16 protein-coding genes are annotated in these 18,488 nt (G+C 60.5%); 7 read left to right on the top strand and 9 right to left on the bottom strand.

The annotated features are described in order from the left end of the window. Nucleotides 1–51 precede the first annotated feature (51 nt). The 3 genes from CAF77_RS22825 to CAF77_RS22815 all read left to right on the top strand — a co-directional run bounded on the left by CAF77_RS22825 (nucleotide 52) and on the right by CAF77_RS22815 (nucleotide 3,077). Complete coding sequence (locus tag CAF77_RS22825) at nucleotides 52–2,013, top strand: PAS domain-containing protein (RefSeq protein ID WP_256576173.1); 1,962 nt, start codon at nucleotides 52–54, stop codon at nucleotides 2,011–2,013. Then, the gene (locus CAF77_RS22820) at nucleotides 2,013–2,384 is read left to right on the top strand and encodes a response regulator (RefSeq protein ID WP_085655422.1); all 372 of its coding nucleotides are present in this window, start codon (nucleotides 2,013–2,015) and stop codon (nucleotides 2,382–2,384) included. The genes CAF77_RS22825 and CAF77_RS22820 overlap by 1 nt, the downstream gene beginning before the upstream one ends. Nucleotides 2,385–2,462: 78 nt before the next feature. After that, nucleotides 2,463–3,077: a response regulator transcription factor gene (locus tag CAF77_RS22815; RefSeq protein ID WP_085655423.1), complete on the top strand. Its 615-nt coding sequence runs from the start codon at nucleotides 2,463–2,465 to the stop codon at nucleotides 3,075–3,077. On the opposite strand, the gene CAF77_RS22810 is transcribed toward CAF77_RS22815, so the two are convergent. The 3 genes from CAF77_RS22810 to hchA all read right to left on the bottom strand — a co-directional run bounded on the left by CAF77_RS22810 (nucleotide 3,064) and on the right by hchA (nucleotide 7,662). Then, a complete protein-coding gene (locus CAF77_RS22810) occupies nucleotides 3,064–5,946 on the bottom strand; it encodes a winged helix-turn-helix domain-containing protein (protein WP_085655424.1) in 2,883 nt (960 codons plus the stop codon). The two genes, CAF77_RS22815 and CAF77_RS22810, sit on opposite strands and share 14 nt — an antisense overlap. Before the next feature lie 121 nt (nucleotides 5,947–6,067). Beyond that, the gene (locus CAF77_RS22805) at nucleotides 6,068–6,787 is read right to left on the bottom strand and encodes a PA1136 family autoinducer-binding transcriptional regulator (protein ID WP_085655425.1); all 720 of its coding nucleotides are present in this window, start codon (nucleotides 6,785–6,787) and stop codon (nucleotides 6,068–6,070) included. Beyond that, entirely contained in the window at nucleotides 6,784–7,662 is an 879-nt protein-coding gene (gene hchA / locus CAF77_RS22800) for a glyoxalase III HchA (protein WP_085655426.1), read from the bottom strand. The genes CAF77_RS22805 and hchA overlap by 4 nt, the downstream gene beginning before the upstream one ends. Before the next feature lie 165 nt (nucleotides 7,663–7,827). Here hchA and CAF77_RS22795 point away from each other — a divergent pair, with 165 nt between their 5' ends. Continuing rightward, on the top strand, nucleotides 7,828–9,687 hold the full coding sequence (locus tag CAF77_RS22795) for an ABC transporter ATP-binding protein (protein ID WP_085655427.1): 1,860 nt from the start codon (nucleotides 7,828–7,830) through the stop codon (nucleotides 9,685–9,687). 40 nt (nucleotides 9,688–9,727) lie between these two features. On the opposite strand, the gene CAF77_RS22790 is transcribed toward CAF77_RS22795, so the two are convergent. From CAF77_RS22790 to CAF77_RS22775, 4 genes are all read right to left on the bottom strand, one after another. Further along, a complete protein-coding gene (locus CAF77_RS22790; RefSeq protein WP_039771019.1) occupies nucleotides 9,728–10,108 on the bottom strand; it encodes a nuclear transport factor 2 family protein in 381 nt (126 codons plus the stop codon). 73 nt (nucleotides 10,109–10,181) lie between these two features. Beyond that, nucleotides 10,182–11,285, bottom strand: a complete 1,104-nt coding sequence (locus CAF77_RS22785) for an alkene reductase (protein ID WP_085655428.1) — start codon at nucleotides 11,283–11,285, stop codon at nucleotides 10,182–10,184. A 109-nt stretch (nucleotides 11,286–11,394) separates the two neighbouring features. Further along, nucleotides 11,395–12,654 carry a cation:dicarboxylate symporter family transporter gene (locus CAF77_RS22780; RefSeq protein ID WP_085655429.1) on the bottom strand — a complete coding sequence of 420 codons (1,260 nt, stop codon included), beginning with the start codon at nucleotides 12,652–12,654 and terminating at the stop codon, nucleotides 11,395–11,397. Between the two features lie 114 nt (nucleotides 12,655–12,768). After that, on the bottom strand, nucleotides 12,769–13,194 hold the full coding sequence (locus tag CAF77_RS22775) for a VOC family protein (protein WP_011333668.1): 426 nt from the start codon (nucleotides 13,192–13,194) through the stop codon (nucleotides 12,769–12,771). A gap of 104 nt (nucleotides 13,195–13,298) precedes the next feature. Here CAF77_RS22775 and CAF77_RS22770 point away from each other — a divergent pair, with 104 nt between their 5' ends. After that, nucleotides 13,299–14,177 (top strand): LysR substrate-binding domain-containing protein, encoded by an 879-nt coding sequence (locus tag CAF77_RS22770; protein WP_085655430.1) that lies wholly within the window; start codon nucleotides 13,299–13,301, stop codon nucleotides 14,175–14,177. 11 nt (nucleotides 14,178–14,188) lie between these two features. On the opposite strand, the gene CAF77_RS22765 is transcribed toward CAF77_RS22770, so the two are convergent. After that, nucleotides 14,189–15,157: an alpha/beta hydrolase gene (locus CAF77_RS22765; protein ID WP_085655442.1), complete on the bottom strand. Its 969-nt coding sequence runs from the start codon at nucleotides 15,155–15,157 to the stop codon at nucleotides 14,189–14,191. Between the two features lie 212 nt (nucleotides 15,158–15,369). Here CAF77_RS22765 and CAF77_RS22760 point away from each other — a divergent pair, with 212 nt between their 5' ends. Further along, the gene (locus CAF77_RS22760) at nucleotides 15,370–16,203 is read left to right on the top strand and encodes an oxidoreductase (protein WP_085655431.1); all 834 of its coding nucleotides are present in this window, start codon (nucleotides 15,370–15,372) and stop codon (nucleotides 16,201–16,203) included. Nucleotides 16,204–16,224: 21 nt separating this feature from the next. Next, nucleotides 16,225–17,163, top strand: coding sequence for an AraC family transcriptional regulator (locus CAF77_RS22755; RefSeq protein WP_085655432.1), 939 nt, complete (start codon nucleotides 16,225–16,227; stop codon nucleotides 17,161–17,163). Between the two features lie 4 nt (nucleotides 17,164–17,167). Here the strand turns inward: CAF77_RS22755 and CAF77_RS22750 are convergent, their stop codons facing one another. Continuing rightward, nucleotides 17,168–18,100 (bottom strand): AraC family transcriptional regulator, encoded by a 933-nt coding sequence (locus CAF77_RS22750; RefSeq protein ID WP_011333664.1) that lies wholly within the window; start codon nucleotides 18,098–18,100, stop codon nucleotides 17,168–17,170. Nucleotides 18,101–18,488: the final 388 nt, after the last annotated feature.

Raw genomic sequence — 18,488 nt, 5'->3', positions numbered from 1 at the left:
AGCAGAAGGCGCATCTTTGTTCAACGGTGACTGCACACAATGAGAATCGGTATGACGAACGAGCAGGAGCGCGTCATCGAGGACGGTCCAGACCGCAGCAGTGACGCGACCATGCCAGCGCCGGGGGTCGACTCGATCATCGACAGCATCCCGGCCATGGTCGCCTTCATGACGCCGTCCGGTGAACTGGAACAGGTCAATCGGCAAATCATGGACTACATCGGCGCCCCTCTCCATGAACTGAAAAAATGGCAGGCCGGCGAAACCGTGCACCCGGACGACCTGCCCTCGGTCATCGCCGCCTGGATGCATTCAGTCAGCACCGGCACCCCCTACGAGATCGAGCATCGCATTCGCCGCGCAGACGGTGTCTATCGCTGGTTCCATGTGCGCGGCCTGCCGATCAGAGACAGCGAAGGCACCATCACGCGCTGGTGCGTGCTGCAAGTCGATATTGATGAGCGCCGGCGGGACAAGGCCTTGATCGCCAGTGCTCTGGCCGAAGTCAGTGCGTCGGAAGAACGTCTGCGCGGGATCATCGACGCCGTTCCCGGTTTTGTCTGGAGTGCCTCACCGGAAGGCAGCGTCGGTTTCGTCAATCAACGCTGGTGCGATTACACCGGCATGTCCCTCGAACAAGCCTGCGGTGATGGCTGGACAGCGTCCATCCACCCGGACGACGCACCAGGGCTGGCAGGCTATTGGCAAGCGCTTCTGCAATCGGGCAGCGCCGGCGAATACGAGGCTCGACTGAAACGCTTCGACGGCATTTACCGCTGGTTTCTGATCCGCGCCGTGCCCCAGCGCGACGATACGGGGCGGGTCGTGCGCTGGTATGGCGAGAACACCGACATCGAAGACCGTAAACGGGCGGAAGTCTTTCTGGCCAAGGCCCAACGCCTGAGCGCCACCGGTACTTTTTCCTGGCGGGTGAGCACCGACGAAATCACCTGGTCGGACGAGGTCTACCGCATCCTTGAACTGGACCCGGACACGCCGCCAGGTTTCGAGGCGATCTATCGCCGCGTGCACCCGGACGATATCTCTAGTCATCGGGAAATGATCAAGCGTCAACGCCGCAAGGGGCGCGACTTCGAACACGAGCACCGGCTGCTGATGCCCGACGGCACGGTGAAATACGTGCGACTGGTGGCGCACTCGATCCCCCATGCGCCGGACGGTTTCGAATACATCGCCGCCCTGCAGGACATTACCCAGCGCCGGCTCGCCGAAGAGGTCTTGAGCAAGGCGCGCTCGGAACTGACGCATCTGGCCAGGGTCGCGAGCCTCGGCGCGGTCACGGCGTCGATTGCCCATGAGGTCAATCAACCACTGGCCGGCATCATCACCAACGCCAGCACCTGCCTGCGGATGCTGGGCGCCGACCCGCCGAATGTCGATGGCGCCCGGGAAACCGCGCGCCGCACCATTCGCGATGGCAATCGCGCAGCCGATGTGATCAATCGACTGCGGGCGCTGTTCTCGAAAAAAAGCATCACGATCGAGGACGTCAATCTGAATGACGCGGCACGGGAAGTCATCGCCATGCTGCTGGGCGAACTGCAACGCAACGGCGTGGTGCTGCATCCGCAATTTGCCGAAGCCCTGCCGCTGGTCAGAGGCGACCGGGTCCAGCTGCAGCAGGTGATCCTTAACCTGATCATGAATGCCGCCGAGGCCATGAGTGCGGTCCACGGCCGGCCCCGGCAATTGATCGTCAGCACCGGTCTGGGCTCGGACGAGAGCGTTTACCTGGCGGTGAAGGATAGCGGCAACGGCGTCGATCCGCAGGACATCGAGCGCATTTTCAATGCGTTCTACACCACCAAAAGCTCGGGCATGGGCGTCGGTCTGTCCATCAGTCGCTCGATCATCGAACGCCACGACGGCAAACTCTGGGCCAGCGCCAACGACGGACCGGGTGCGACGTTTACCTTTGCCATCCCGAGTTCGACGGACTTGCCGCAAACCGCTAACCGCGACCTCGCCGATCGCACCGTGGAGAATGATTGATGGGTACGCCTTTGCTCGTATCGGTGGTCGATGACGACGAATCGGTTCGTGAATCACTGCCAGACCTGATCAAGGAGTTCGGTTTTGCCGTCCAGGCGTTTGCCTCGGCGCAGGCTTTTCTGGCATCGCCCTATCTGGACCTGACCCATTGCCTGATTCTCGACGTGGCCATGCCCGGCATGTCGGGACCTGATCTGCAACGGGAGCTGCTTCGGCGTGACTATCGCATTCCGGTGATTTTCATCACCGCGCACGGCGACGCCAGCGAACAGGCGAAGCTGCTGAACAGTGGCGCGGTCGAGTGCCTGTTCAAACCGTTCAGCGAAGCCCAATTGCTCAAGGCCCTGAGCGCCGCCCTGCCCCTCGATTGAGCGTGAAGCCGAACAGAACAAGGAATCGACATGTTGAACGCGAACAACGCAATCGCCCCTTCCCGTGGAGCATTACCGATGAGTGATGTCACGCCCGTCGTCTTCGTTGTCGATGACGACATTTCCGTGCGCGAGTCGCTGGAACTGATGATCCGCTTCGCCGGTTGGCAACCACGACTGTTCGAGTCCGCCCAGGATTTTCTCGACGCGCCCCGGGCGCTGGTGCCCAGTTGTCTGGTGCTGGACATCAACCTGCCGGACCTGAGCGGCCTGGATCTGCAGACCGCCCTGGCCGATGAACGCCACAACATGCCGATCATCTTCATCACCGGGTACGGCGATATTCCGCGCACGGTGCGGGCCTTGAAGGCCGGTGCGGTGGAGTTTCTGACCAAGCCGTTCAACGACGACGTGATTCTCGGCGCCATGGCCGATGCGCTGCAAAGCAGTCGTGTGGCGCTGGAGGGAGAAAAGAATCTGCGTGCACTGCTTGAGGCTTACAAGACCCTGACGCCGCGCGAGCAGGAAATCATGGCTTCGGTGGTCAGCGGGCGACTCAACAAACTGATTGCCGCCGACCTCAACATCAGCGAAATCACCGTCAAGGCCCATCGCGGCAAGGTCATGCGCAAGATGAAGGCCCGTTCGCTGGCGGACCTGGTGAAAATGGCCGCCCTGATTACGCCGGAGTAGCGGGCAGGCTCTGCCAGAAGCTTTCCAGCCGACGCAGGTCAAGGCTGTCGAAGCCTTCCGAAGCCCGCTCGCGACAGGCGCCGAGCAACGTCCGGGCCTGATCCGGCTGACCCTGTTCAAGCCAGAAGCGGGCAAGATCCATCGTTGACCGCAACTCCCACGCCCAGGCGCCCTGCTCGCGGCTCAACGCGATGGAATCCTCAAGAACGGCCAGCATGACTTGTTCATCTTCGGCCTGGATGACCTTGAGAATACCGGCCTTGATCCGCAGTAACTCCGGCAGCGCAAAGGCATCACCGCTTTGCCGGCAGTGAGCGATGGTGCCGTCAACCAGCGTCAGTGCCTTTTGGTGTTCGCCCGCCAGCATCAGGCCTTCGGCCAGTGCGATTTCAAATGAGGTCGTGAGCAGTTCGTAACGCATGCTGCGCAACCGCGCCAGACTTTCTTCCAGCATGGCAACTGCATCCCCCGGCTCCTCGGCGCGGATGGCGATCGCCGCGCGCAACCCGTGGCAGGCGGCAATGTAAGGGCCAAGCGCGTTGGTTTCGGCGATGGCGCGGAACCGCTCGAGGCTCGCGGTGGCCTTCGCCAGATCACCGGTCCAGATATAGATGCACAAAATCCAGACCATGGCGATGCAGTAAGTGACCGGATGCTGCAGCGCGAATGCTTCGGCCTCGATCTGCTCGGCCAAGCGCCGGGCCTGATCGGGATAGCCCTGCAGCCAGAGTGAACGCGCCAGCGCCAGCCCCGTGCGATTGCGGTGATCGAAGCCGTAGTAAATCGTGTTGCTGGGATGGGACGGCAAGCTGTTGCGCAGCGAGCTTTCCAGTTCCTGGCGGGCCAGACGCTGGTTGCCGAGCAAGTGATGGGAGATGCCGGTCAGCGATGAGGCAATCGCGATGGCGGCAGGCTCGTTGAGGATGTTGCCGACCACGGCGGCCTGCTCCGCCCAGGCCAGCGACGACGGGAAATCACCGATGCGCTCGTAGAAGATCTGCAAGCGGCCCAGCAGCCGCAATTGTGAGCCGTAGTCGTTCAACGCGACGGCAATGTCCTGCGCCCGGAGCAAAGCCTTTTCGGCAGCTTCACTGTTGCCTCGGGTGAACATCAGCACCAGACCGAGCGCGGCTTGCAGTTCCATCTCGGTGGGCGTGCCGTAGTACCCCAGCTCCAGCAGTTCCACCGCCCGGGAGCACCAAGTGCGGCACTCGACCAGCAATGAAAAATGCAGGAACAACGGCGCGCTCGCGGCCGCCAGCGGCAACGCCAGCCCGGGATCGCCGTGGGGCCCGAAGCTCCATTCCAGCGCACCGCGAACGTTGCCCAACTGGCTGGTCAGACGCGCCGAGTGACGGAAAATTTCGTCGGGGGAAGTTCCCAGATGCCCAAGCAAATCCATGTAAAACGCCGCGTGCCGGAACGCCAGCGCATTGACCTCGGCCTCTCCCCGCGCTGTCAATTTCTCCCGGGCGTAGGCGCGCGTCATCTCCAGCAAGCGATACGAATCCGTCGAGTCACTGTGATCGACCGTGACCAGTCCCTTGCACACCAGATCGTCGAGAATCGCAGCCGCCGCAGCGCTTTCATGTTGTGATTCGGCCACCACCTGAGCGGCGGCTTCCTGGGAAAACGGCCCGACGAAGACCGAGAACCGCTCCAGCGCCAGACGCTCCTGCGGCGACAGCAGGTCATAGCTCCAGTCGAGCATGGCACGCAGGGTCTGATGGCGCGGCACCGCCGTCCTGCGTCCCGACCAGCCCAGCGAAAAACGCTCGCCGAGCAGCGCGTGGGTGGCCTTCAATCCGTGGCTGGCGACCCGCATCGCCGCCAGCTCGATCGGCAGCGCCATGCCCTCCAGCCGCTGGCAAATGTCCGCAATCATTTGCCCGCCGCCCGCTTCCAGCAGCAGCGTGGCATTGCTCAACGACGCGCGTTCGACAAACAGCTTGATGGCCGGGAATGCCAGCAACTCCTCAACGCAGAGGTGTTGCGGCTCACGGGGAAATTCCAGTGGATTGAGCCAGTGCACGTATTCGCCACGCACCCGCAGCGGCTCGCGACTGGTCGCCAGAACACCAACATCCGGCGCGGTATCGCTGATCTGTTCCAGAAGGATCGAGACCGCGTCGATCAGGTGTTCGCAATTGTCGATCACCAGCATCAACCGCTGCTCGCGCAAATGCGCCAGCAGGACGAACATCGGGTCTTCGGCCTGCACCGGGATGTCCAGCGATCGGGCCAGTGCCGATGGCACCAGCGCGCAGTCTTCCACTTGTGCCAGATCGACGAAGCTGACGCGCTCATAGCCTTGGGCGGCGATGCGGTGCGCCACTTCGATGGCCAGGCTGGTCTTGCCGACGCCGCCGGGGCCGACGATGGTAAACAGCCTCGGTTGCTGCATATGGTCGATGACCAGTTGCAGATCGGTCTCGCGGCCGATCAGTCTGGCCCGTGGCGGCAGACTGCAGACGCCCTCTGTGGCTCGGGTCGCGATGGGCGCCGGGGGCACAGCGGTCTGTTTTCTTTCCAGCGGCGCGACGAAGGCATACCCCACGCCCACCTGGGTCGCGATGTAACGCGCCTGCTCCTCGCCATCGCCGAGAATCCGCCGCAGGCCGGTCATATGGAAACGCAGACTGCCTTCGGCCACCACACTGTCGGGCCACACCTTGTCGATCAGGTCGTACTTGGACAGCACCCGCCCCGGCTGCTCGAGCAAGGCGATCAGCAGATCCAGCGCCCGTCCGCCGATCTCGACCGCCACCCCGTTGCGGGTCAGCAGACGTTTGCCTGGAACGACGCAGAACGGTCCAAAAATGAATTCGGTCGTGAGGGATTCGTGCAATGCGTCCGGAAAAGACTCCACGAGGATCGATCTCTCTAAAAAACGTAGGGGGCGAAGCCGGTTGCAGACAGCCGGCGCAGGCCCTTTGCATCATAGGAGTTTTGCGCAGCCGTTCAAGCACGGCACCGGCAGAGTGAGAACCTCACCCCTTTATTTCACCCTTGCGAATGGCAATTTTGATGGCCTGAGCAGTGGTGGCCACGCCCAGATGCCGACGCGCCGAACGCAGGTGATTTTCCACCGTGCGCCCGGACAAGCCCAGTGTGGCGGCGATGTCGGCCTGCCGGCGACCGGCAGCAACCCACGCCAGCACTTCGCGCTCGCGGGTCGAGAGTTTTCCGGCCGTCTCGTCCAGCGGCGCTTCGAGCAAGCGTCGGGCGGAGAAAAACGCCACCGAGGCGAGCATGCCCAGCGCCAGACGAACCCGCGCCGAGGCATCGATCTGTTCGCCGCCCAGACTCATGGCGCCTTCAAGCCCTTGCGGGCCGAAGACCGGAATCTGCAAGCCATGCACACCAGAGCCACTGGGCACGCGAACCAGCCGATACAGTTCGCCGCTCTGCTCCTGCACCTTGCTCCAGAAGAACGATTCGCGGGCGTCCAACAGGTGGCGAGTCACTGGGCAGCGCTGAACGTAGGTCTGGGCGTCGACAGCGATGCCGTCGCCAAACCAGTCGCCTTCCACCCAGTAAATGCGCTCGACCACGTCCTCCGATGCCGAGGTGGCGGAGAACAGGACGAACCGATCGTAACCATAGGCCCCGGCGAAACCGCGAACGACCTTCTGGATCGCCACCAGCGTTTGCGCCGCCTCGATGTCGAGGGCGGCGCGCAAGAGTGCCTCGGCAGGTCCGGAGCTCACCCCGACGTGACCTCTTTGAGGAGCGCGGCCGCCGCCAGTTTGCCCAGTGCGTTGCCCGCCAGCGGACTGTCACCGGTCAGCAGTTTGCGATCCTGAAGCGTGGCCCCGGAAATGTCCTGGTTGGTGATTTCCACACCGAGCGCCTGCAACTGCTCGCCGAACTTCCAGGTCAGGTGGCCGGGCATGTAACCGATGTCGGGGGTTGTCGCGTCCAGCGCATCGGGAAAGGCGCAAATCCGGTAACCGTTGAAGATGCATGAATCTTTTGTTTCACCGAGGCCGGCCGCCAGCAACGCCGCCGGGCCGTGGCACAGGGTAATGACGAATTTGTCCTTGGCGACGGCCCATTGCAGAACCTTCTTCACGTCCTCACTTTCCGGCAGGCCGATCAGCGCACCGTGCCCGCCGGGAATGAACACGCCGATGTAGTCCGAGTTTTCGCCCAGCGCTTCTTCGATCACTTGGGACAGCTTGAGCGGACGCTTGAACTGATCACGATATTGCTCGTAGAAGCCCTTCACTTCGGCGTCTTCGGAGGGCATGGCCCAGAATTCGAACTTGACCGGATTGCCCGACAGCGTCGCGACGTCGAAGCCGAAACCGGCCTTGTCGAGGTGATACATCGGCAGCAAGGTTTCAACCGGGTGATTGCCCGTAGAGAACATCGTGCCGTTGTCGGTCAACAGATAGCGCTCGTCCGCGCCGATCATCAGAATCTTCCAGCGCCCGCCCTTGTAACGATTGGGGTACTCGGCATCACTGAGATCGGATTTGGGCGAAGTAAACTGGCTGAGGGAATACGGCGAGGGGAAAAACGCATTGTCCTCGGCCGGATCGGGGGTTGGGCGCTTGTCGTCAGTCTGCGTGGTAGCCATGGTGCTCTCCATCGAGTGGGTCAACGTCGGAGTTCATGCTAGTAAGGCGTCAGCGTTACAACAATGAGGGTTTTCCCTCAAAAGATCATGCGCTGAACCTGCAGCCCCTCAATGTGATCGATAAGTGGCAGAATCCCCCGCAACTGATGATTTCGGAGACCCCCAATGCTTCGCCTGTTTGAACAACGGCTCGACCCCTTCCCGCCCGACGAAGCGCCGCCACCGCCGGTCGGTCTGGCGCGATTCCTGTGGGCCTGCACCCGCGGTGCTCGCGGTTATATCCTCGCGCTGGCGCTGCTCAGTGCCGGTGTGTCGATCTACGAAGCCTGGTTGTTTTCCTTTTTGGGTCAGGTCGTGGATCTGCTCTCGACCTGGCAGGCCGGCGGCGATGTGAACGGCCAGGAGAGCCGCGTGCTGTGGGGCATCGGCATCGTGTTGCTGACCAGCGTCGGGCTGGTGGCGCTGCGCACGATGGTTCAGCACCAGGTGCTGGCGATCAATCTGCCGCTGCGCCTGCGCTGGGATTTCCATCGGCTGATGCTACGGCAGAGCCTTTCGTTCTTTTCCGACGAGTTTTCCGGTCGGGTCACGACCAAGGTGATGCAGACGGCGCTGGCCGTGCGCGAGGTGCTGTTCACCGTCATCGAAATCGCACCGGGTATCGGCGTCTATTTCATTGCGATCATCGCCCTGGCCGGCGGCTTCGCCCTGAAACTCATGCTGCCGTTCATTGCCTGGGTCGCGCTGTTCGGGCTGGCGATGCTGTATTTCGTACCGCGCCTGGGCCAGGTCGGCCAGGAACAGGCCCATGCGCGCTCGTCGATGACGGGCCGGGTGTCGGACGCCTACACCAACATCACCACGGTGAAACTGTTCTCCCACTCCAAACGTGAAGCGCACTTTGCTCGGGCGGCAATGGAGGACTTCAAGCAGACCGGCTTCCGCCAGATGCGTCTGGTCAGCCAGTTCGAGATCGTCAATCAGGCGCTGGTGGTCGGGCTGATCATGGGCGCCGGCGGCTACGCCTTGTGGCTGTGGCATCAGGGCGAAGTCGGCACCGGGGCCGTGGCGGCGATCACGGCCATGGCGCTGCGCATCAATGGCATGTCGCACTGGATCATGTGGCAGATGACGTCGCTGTTCGAGAACATCGGCACTGTGCAGGACGGCATGGGCACCCTGACCCGTGGCCCCAAGGTGCAGGATGCGCCGGACGCCGGCGTGCTGGTGCCTTCCGGCGGCGCCGTGGAGTTCGACAACGTGAGTTTCAACTACAACGGCGAACGCCAGGTGCTCGACGGCTTGAGCCTGAGCATCCGACCGGGGGAAAAAATCGGTCTGGTGGGCCGCTCCGGCGCCGGTAAATCCACGCTGATCAATCTGCTGCTGCGCTTCTATGACGTCGATCGCGGCGAGATTCGCATCGACGGGCAAAACATCGCGCGGGTGACACAGGACAGTCTGCGCAGCGCGATCGGCATGGTCACTCAGGACACCTCCCTGCTGCACCGCTCGATTCGCGACAACATCGCCTACGGCCGACCGGACGCGACCGACGAACAGATCCAGCGCGCGGCGGCCAATGCCCAGGCCGCCGGCTTCATCAACCAGCTCAGCGACCGCCAGGGCCACTCCGGCTACGACACGCTGGTGGGCGAACGCGGCATCAAGCTTTCCGGTGGCCAGCGCCAACGCATCGCCATCGCCCGGGTGATGCTCAAGAACGCGCCGATCCTGTTGCTCGACGAAGCCACCAGCGCCCTTGATTCCGAAGTCGAAGTCGCCATCCAGGAAAGCCTCGATGAAATGATGCAGGGCAAGACCGTGATCGCGATTGCGCATCGACTGTCGACGATTGCGGCGATGGATCGACTGATTGTCATGGATGAGGGGCGCATCATTGAGCAAGGCACCCACACCGAATTGCTGGCGAAGAACGGCACCTATGCGCGGCTTTGGCAGCACCAGAGTGGCGGGTTTCTGGGTGAGGATCAGGGACTGACTGAGGCGATGGATCAGGCGTAAACGGTGCTGCCCCGGTGCTGCCGGGGCAGACGACGAGGGCTCAGGCGCTCGGGTGGGTGTGGTAGATCTTGCTGACGATCGTCCACTTGCCGTCCACCTTCAGCAGGTTGAAGAAGTCGGTGAAACGGAACCCCGACACGTTGTCGGTATCGACCCGGGCACTCGCAGCCGTGCCGACGATATCGATGCGAACGATGGCGGCTTCGGCTTCGGGGGATGGACGGAACGCGCTGTCGATGACGTCATACAGATTCTGGATCGCGCCGCCGACGAGCTTGCCGTCGTCAACCCCGAACATGGTCGCCTGCGCATTGAACGCGGGCTTCATCAAGGCGCTGTCAGCCTTTGCTCCACCTTCGTTGTACTGGCTGAGCACTTCGACGATTGCGTTGTATTCCTGCACGTAAGTTGGATGGCTCATGATGAACTCCTGTTTGCTGTGAATGTTTTTTCAATCAAGCCGCCCTGCGCCGATCCGGTTCAGGGCGCACACATCAATGGTCAGCCGTTGGCCAGTCGGTGTAGCCCTTGGCGCCGCCGCCGTAGTAGCTCTCGCGTGGTGCGATGGTCAGTTCGGTGCCCCGACGCAGGCGCTCCACGAGGTCGGGGTTGGAAATGAACAGGCGCCCGAACGCCACCGCGTCAATCCGGCCCTGCGCCCGGCGCTCCAGTGCCATCTCGAGGTCGTAGTTGTTATTGCCGATGAAGGGGCCTTCGAACTGCGCGCTCAATGCATCCAGATCAACGCCATCAGGAACCGTGCGCGAGGTCGCGGTGGCGCCTTCGACGAAGTGCAGATAGGCCAGATTGAGCCGGTTGAGCTGCTGAATCAGATATCCGTAGGTCGCCATGACATTGCTGTCGGGAGGTGTGTTTCCGGCATCGGGCGTGACCGGCGAAAGACGAATGCCGACGCGGTCACTGCCCCAGATCGAAATCACCGCTTCAGTGACTTCAAGCGTCAGTCGGGCGCGGTTCTCAATGGTGCCGCCATACCGGTCAGTGCGCTGATTGGTCGAGTCACGCAGAAACTGGTCGAGCAGATAGCTGTTCGCCGAATGAACCTCCACGCCATCGAAACCGGCACGCCTGGCATTTTCAGCGGCGCGCTTGTATTGCTCGATGATGCCGGGAATCTCCGACGTCTCCAGCGCCCGGGGCATCGACACTTCGACAAAGCCGTTCTCGGTGTAGGTGCTGCCTTCTGCCTTGATCGCCGACGGCGCAACGGGAGCGGCGCGGTCGGGCTGCAACTCGACGCTGGAAAAACGCCCCACGTGCCACAGCTGGCTGACAATCCTGCCACCTGCGGCATGGACGGCGTCCGTGACTTTTTTCCACCCCGCCACCTGCGCGTCCGACCAGATCCCCGGCGTCATGGCGTAGCCACGCCCCTGCGCCGAAATGTTTGTCGCTTCGGCAATGATCAAGCCGGCACTCGCGCGCTGTGCGTAGTAAGTAGCGTGCAACTCGTTCGGAACGCCGTCTTCAGCCATCCGGCTGCGGGTCACGGGCGCCATGACAATCCGGTTGGCCAATTGCAGGGCGCCCATTTGCATGGGAGAAAAAAGATCCGTATTGCGACTGTTATCAATCATGTTGCATACCCTCAATATCAGACCGGTCGTCTAGTAACTTGATGAAAAAAATCGCCTGTACATCAGCAGGCGTTTACTCGTGCAGCGCCGTCAGTGCTCCTTGTGATCGTCAGGCCTTTTGTACGTCCGGGCGGGTGCGCGAAGGCTCAAGAGTCACCCTCTCCCATTTGGCGATCACCAGGGGCGCGATCGCATTGCCCAACACATTCAGGGTGGTGGTGCCGCTGTCGATAATCCTGAAGATGCCGGCGATCAGTGCCACGCCCTCCAGCGGAAGACCGGCAGACGCCAATGTGGCCGACAGGATGACGATAGCGAATCCAGGCACCCCGGCAGCACCTTTGGAGGTCAGCACCATGGTCACCACCAGCAGGATTTCCTGAGAAAGCGACAGATCGATTCCATAGAGCTGGGCGATAAAAATTGTCGCCACCCCGAGGAAGATCGACGCGCCATCAAGGTTGAACGCGTACCCCACTGGCACCACAAAACTGACAATACGCCGTGGCACCCCGTAGTTCTCCAGCTTGCTCATCAACTGCGGCATGACCGCTGCGGAGGCAGCACTGGAGAACGCAAGAATCAACTCGTCGCGGAAATACCTGATCAACTTGAAGATGTTCTCGCCGATCAGGTAACTGATTCCTCCGAGCACTACCAATGCGAAGACGATCAGCGCCAGATAAACCACACCAATCAACTTGAGCAGGGGCAACAACGAGGCAAAACCGAAGGTCGCGACGGTCGCACCGATCATGCCGAACACCCCTATCGGGGCATAGGCCATGACGATCGAGACGATCCTGAACATCGCATCCGAAATGCCTTGAACCAGCGCAACCACAGGTGCACTTTTTTCCTTGGGCAATGCGTTCAGCGCAACACCGAACAACACCGCGAAGAACAGCACCGAAAGCAGCTTCGCCTCGGACATCGCCACCAGAACGTTATCCGGAACGATGTTTTGCATAATCACGAGCGCGCCCTTCGAAGGCTCCATCGTGATGGCGGTAGTACCGTGCGCGATGCCCGAAATATCGGTGCCCGTACCGGGTTCGAAGAGGTTCGCGAAACACAGGCCGATCACGATGGCCAGGCCGGTGATCGCAAAGAAATAGCCCAGCGACTTGATGCCCATCCGGCCGAACGACTTGTTATCCCCGCCACCGGCGATACCCAGGATCATGCAACAGAACACGATGGGCACGACCACCATCTTCATCATCTTGATGAAGATATCGCCAAGCGGTTTCAGGATCTCCGCACTGACCCACGACTGATACTGCGGATGGGTGTTGAAGTACCAACCAACGAGCACGCCAAGCAACAGCCCGGCAACGATTTGCCACACCAGGGGAATACGTTTCATGTCTAGCCTTCTTGTTGGAATGAAAGGACTGCATCAATTCGGCAGTTGCTAGAGTCATGAGCTTCCAGCTCATTTGAGATCAAATGGCACAACGCCGTTGTGCCATTGCGTTTCTTACTTGGCGAAGAGCTGGCTCATATCCTTGAAGGCCTTGAATTCGAGGGCATTGCCGCAAGGGTCGAACAGGAACATCGTGGCTTGCTCGCCAACCTGTCCTTTGAATCGAATGTAAGGTTCGATCACAAATTCGGTACCGAAAGACTTGAGGCGCTCTGCCAGCGCTTCCCACTCTTCCCATCCCAGGATGATGCCGAAATGAGGAACAGGAACGTCGTGCCCGTCGACCGGGTTGCTGTGAACGCTTTCCTGAGACGCGGTTTTCGGGTGTTCGTGAATCACCAGTTGATGCCCGTAAAAGTTGAAATCGACCCATTGGTTACTGGAACGACCCTCTTCCAGGCCAAAGACCTCACCGTAAAAAGTGCGGGCTGCAGCAAGGTTGTAAACGGGGATGGCGAGGTGGAATGGCGAAAGGCTCATCAGGACTCCAATACGGTTTTTGTGGTTGGTGAGCACATCGTAGGGCGACACTGACAGCAAAAAAATCAATATATATTTCTCAGAAACACAACTAATATTTGTGAATGATCAAAGAACTCAAGACCCTCATTGCCGTCGCCCGGGAAGGCACTTTCGCGGCTGCCGGCAACCGGATAGGCCTCACCCAGGCGGCGGTGAGCGCCCAGATTCAACGTCTGGAAGCCGAGCTCGGCTTTGAAATATTCGACAGAAAAGGACGCACGGCCCACCTCAACAGGATGGGCCAGCAAGTCCTGCTTCAGGCGCAGGAGCTGCTTCGTCTTTACGACAACCTGGGATCGACCACCGTCGGTCTTTCCACCCGCATTCTGGTCAACGTCGGCGCAATCGCCTCTGTCCAGCGATCGTTTCTCCCGGACGCACTCGCCAGGTTTCACCAACAGTGCCCGGAATGCCGAACGCGTGTCGTGCCCGGCCTTTCCATGGAGCTGGTGAACCTGGTGGACACCGGCGAAATCGACATGGCAGCGATCATTCGGCCACCCTTCTCGCTTCAAAGCGATCTGCGCTGGACCACACTGGCGCTTGAACCCTACCGTCTGATCGTGCCCAAGGACGTACCGGGAGAAGACTGGATCGAACTGCTCTCAAGCCTGCCGTTCATTCGCTATGACCGCTCTTCATTCGGCGGCAGGCAGGTCGATCGTTTTCTGCGACAGATGCATTTCACTTTGCGTGAAGTCTCTGAGCTGGATGAGCTGGAGGCCATTATCAGGCTGGTGGAAAATGGCGTAGGGGTCGCGCTTGTGCCGCAGACGGCCACCCATCAGCAATGGCCGTCAGGTGTGCGGGCGCTTGATCTCGGCCAACACACGTTCCATCGTGATATCGGACTGGTGCACAGGCCTCGGCGAAGTTTCACCGAGCCTGTCAGGAAATTGGCTGAACTTATTCTCGAGCAATTCAAGGTGGCGGCTGAGTGAGGGTCGATGGCTCACCCCTCAACAAGCCGCCCCGCAACCCACGCACGACTATACCCAAGCACCCTCCCCGCCAACCCCAGCGGAAAATGAATCACCCCATGTGCGGTTTCCGGCAACAGATGCACCTCCACTTCCGCCGCCCTGCCCCAACGCTCAGCCAACTCAAGCGTGTCATCCCTGAGCGGATCCAGTTGCGCAGCAAACATCAACGCTGGCGGAAAACCGGTGAAGTCACCGTACAGCGGTGACAACGGCGCCTGCCGGCGTTCTTCATCGTTCAATCCCGGCGTGAGCATTTGCAGCGCTTCAACCATTCCCGGCCCGTCCAGCAGCAAGGTATCGGGCCCGGCGTTGCGTACGCTGGGGGTTCCGGTCAGGTCATAGACGCCGTAATACAGCAGCGCCCCGCTCACCCGTTCGAGCAGGTCCGGCCACTGTTTGAGTTGCAACAGGGTCGCGACGGCGAGGTGGCCGCCTGCCGACTCGCCCACGACGATGACGGGCAGGTTCGCAAACTCGCGGCAGTCATCGCTCAGCAGCCAGCGGGCCGCTGTGAGGCAGTCCTGCATGGCGCCCTCGATCGGAGTCGAGACCACAAGCCGATAGTCGACCGAGACCACTGCCACGTCGCAGGCTTTCACCATGGCGATATTGAGGGGGTCGTTCATCTGCGCGTTGCCGATGACCCAGCCTCCACCATGAATATCCAGCACCACACCTTTGGCCTTTGTCTTTGGCCGAATAATCCGCACCGGCACTGATGCGCCGTCGACACCCACCACTGTTCGTTCAGCCTCGAGCCCGTGCTTGAGCAACTTTCTTGCGCCGCCCAATTGGCTTAGCCGCAACAGCAACTGAATCGCCCGTGGCGTGATGCGATTGCGGATGCGAAAGCGCGGCAGCCGGGCAAGCTTGCGGTTGAACGCGCGCAATTGCGCCAACTCGTTATCGTCTGCGGGCCAGTCCATTGATTTCTTCATTTCGTCCTCTTTATTCGCGAGCGTTGCGCAGAATGGAAAAATATCAGCACATTGGATCTGTTGCTGCCTGAATGCCCGGAGCAACGCAAAAAGCTCTTTGGCCGTTTGTCGCCCCGTTGATAGGAATAGGCAATGATCAAAGACAAACCGACATAGGTGAGTGTTCCTTCGATGGATACCATGAGCTGAAACCGCATTCACGGGAGCCCTTCATGACCACCACCAAAACCCTCTTCATCACCGGCGTCAGCAGCGGCTTCGGCCACGCGCTGGCCAAAGAAGCGCTGGCTGCCGGCCACCGCGTCATCGGCACCGTTCGCAACGAAGCCGACCTGCAAGCCTTTCAGGCTCTTTCTATCGATAATGCGTACGGCGTGCTGCTGGACGTCACGGACTTCGACCGCATCGAAGGCGTCGTGGCGACTGTCGAAGCGACCCACGGCCCGGTCGATGTGCTGGTCAACAACGCCGGCTACGGTCACGAAGGCATTTTCGAAGAATCGCCGCTGGAGGACATGCGCCGCCAGTTCGACGTGAATGTGTTCGGCGCGGTCGCGGTGACCAAGGCGTTTGTGCCGTTCTTTCGCCAGCGGAGGGCGGGTCATATTCTCAATATCACCTCGATGGGCGGCACAATCACCATGCCGGGTATCGCGTACTACTGTGGCAGCAAGTTTGCGCTCGAAGGCATCTCCGATACCCTGAGCAAGGAACTGGCGCCGTTCAATATCTTCGTGACCGCCGTCGCACCGGGTTCATTTCGGACCGACTGGGCCGGCCGTTCGATGCAGCGCACACCCCGCAGCATCGCCGACTATGACGCCAGCTTCGATCCGGTGCGCAAGGCGCGCGAAGACAAGAGCGGCAAGCAGCTCGGCGATCCGCGCAAAGCGGCGCAGGCGATGTTGCAGATCATCGCCAGCCCTGCTCCACCGGCGCATCTGTTGCTCGGCAGCGATGCATTGAGCCTGGTGCGCGACAAGCTGAAACGCGCCGCCAGCGAGATCGATCAATGGGAAGCGCTGACCCGTTCCACCGACCATTGAACGGCCCACAGAGAGAACCCGATGAAACAGGCCGACCCAAGCACTTCGCGCATGGTGCAGCTCATGGAAACGCTGGCACCGGTCGAGGGCTATAACCTCAGCGCGCTGGAGGGCGTGCGCTTCCTGCGCTCGAACCGGCCACTGACCCGCACGCCGGTGCTGTACGACCCCGGCATCGTGATTCTCTGTCAGGGCCAGAAGCGCGGGTATCTGGGCGATGACGTCTACGTGTATGACGCCCAGCATTACCTGGTGGTGTCGGTTCCGATCCCCTTCACCATGGAGACCGATGCCTCTGAGGACGAGCCAATGCTCGCGATCTATATGCAACTAGATTTCCAGGTGGCCAGCGAGTTGATGCCGCAGGTGGATGAGATTCACGGCCCGAGTGATGCGCTACCCAAGGGCATGTTCGCCTCGCCGATGGACGACCGCCTGCGCGCATCAACGCTGCGCTTTCTCGAAGCCATGAGCATTGCGGGTGAAGCGCAGATATTGGGGCCGTCGCTGTTGCGGGAAATCTATTACCGCATCCTGACCGGCGAACAAGGCGGCTCGATGCGCGCCGCACTCAATCGACAGGGGCACTTCGGCAAGGTGACGCGGGCGATCCGCAAGATCCACAGCAGCTATCAGGAGCGTCTGGACGTCGAGCAACTGGCGCGCGAGGCGAGCATGAGCGTGCCCAGTTTTCACCTGCATTTTCGCAGTGTGACGGACGCCTCTCCCATGCAATACCTGAAATCGACGCGCCTGCATCAGGCGCGACTTTTGATGTTGCGCCATGCCATGACTGCCTCAGCGGCGGCATTCAGCGTCGGCTATGAAAGCGCTTCGCAGTTCAGTCGCGAGTTCAAACGCTTCTTCGGCCGAACGCCGCAAGCGGAGATCGAGTGGATGAAGGCAACGTATGCGTTGCCTGCGCCGTCGTCGGCCTCGGTTTATGTTTCGTCGCATTAGCCGATCAGGCATCTACAGGTGACTGCGGGGTGTCCGGGTCCAGTTGCCGACGGCGGAACTGTCCAGGTGGCTGTCCGTGGATCTGGCGAAACCGTCGGGAGAAATAAGCTTCATCCGCAAACCCACACAACCTCGCCACCTCGCCCACCGGCCGGGTTCCATTGAGCAGGTAATTGCGTGCCGCGTGCATTCTGCGTTCCAGCACCAGCTCGGTGAAGGTCTTGCCGATTTCCTTGCGCAGCCAGTGCGTGAGATAGGTCGGTGACAGATAGGTCGCCGCCGCGACCTTGATCAGATTGAGATCGGGGTCGGCAATGTTCTTGCGCAGATACTCGAACATCCGGCTCAGCGCATCCCGCCGACTGGCTTGCGCGGCATTCTCTTCTGCCAGGCGCTTGAGCGGTTCGGCATACAGGACGCACACCTTGCCTACCAGTTGCAGCAGCAATCCCTTGAGCACTTCGCGTGTACCGAACTGACGATTCTCGTCCAGGCCGCGCATCTGTTCGATCAAGCCACAGACCTCGTTGAAGTCCTCATCCCCCAGTATGAAATCCAGATGCTCCTGAAAGCGGAACGGCGACAGTTCGGGCGCCAGGAGAATTGATACCTCCTCCAGATCCATCGGGTCGCACTGCAAATGCGGCAGCAGAAAGGTCTGGGAAAAGTTGATCACCATGAAGTTGCTGTCCGCCGGATGCGGGATCACGTGCACGCGGTGCGGCAGGATGAATGCCAGCGCGTTACGCGGAAATGGACGAACCGCGTTGCCAATATGCTGCACCGTGTCGCCGCCGAGGTTGATCTGGATCTGGAAGTATTCGTGTCGATGCGGGCTGGTCTCGGCGCGGCGACCTTTCTTGTCACGAATATAGAAGTCCATCATCTCGCTGCGTTGCTGCATGACGTAGGTGGGCACACGGCATTGTGACGTCATTTCTTGAGAATCCTCGACAGGTACTCGGGCAGGTTTTCCTGGCGTTGCCGAGCAATCGGCGTGGCTCATCTTGAAGGTTCGGCGCCAGCCCTTCAAGCAGTCATACGATGACATCAGGTTCAGTGATTTTTTACACCACCACTGCCGATGATCACTGTCCAAAAAAAGCGACCACACAGGCATTTTTTTTAATATCAAAAACAACAACTTATGAAAATAATCGAAAAACAAAAGGAAAATTCACGGTGTGGATTTTTTTGGACAGGTTTATCCGACGCGCCCTTCTCCGGAAAAAATGATCTAACACCTTGATTGATTTCAAGAGGTTGTACGACCACTGTATTTCCCCATGCAGCCCAACCTCATTCAAAAACAAAAAAGGTGCGCA

This window comes from Pseudomonas sp. R15(2017) (genome assembly GCF_002112685.1).
In the GTDB taxonomy this organism is placed as follows: domain Bacteria; phylum Pseudomonadota; class Gammaproteobacteria; order Pseudomonadales; family Pseudomonadaceae; genus Aquipseudomonas; species Aquipseudomonas glycinae.
The sequence above is the reverse complement of the archived record's forward strand: the minus strand, read 5'-3'. Positions and strand labels throughout refer to the sequence as shown.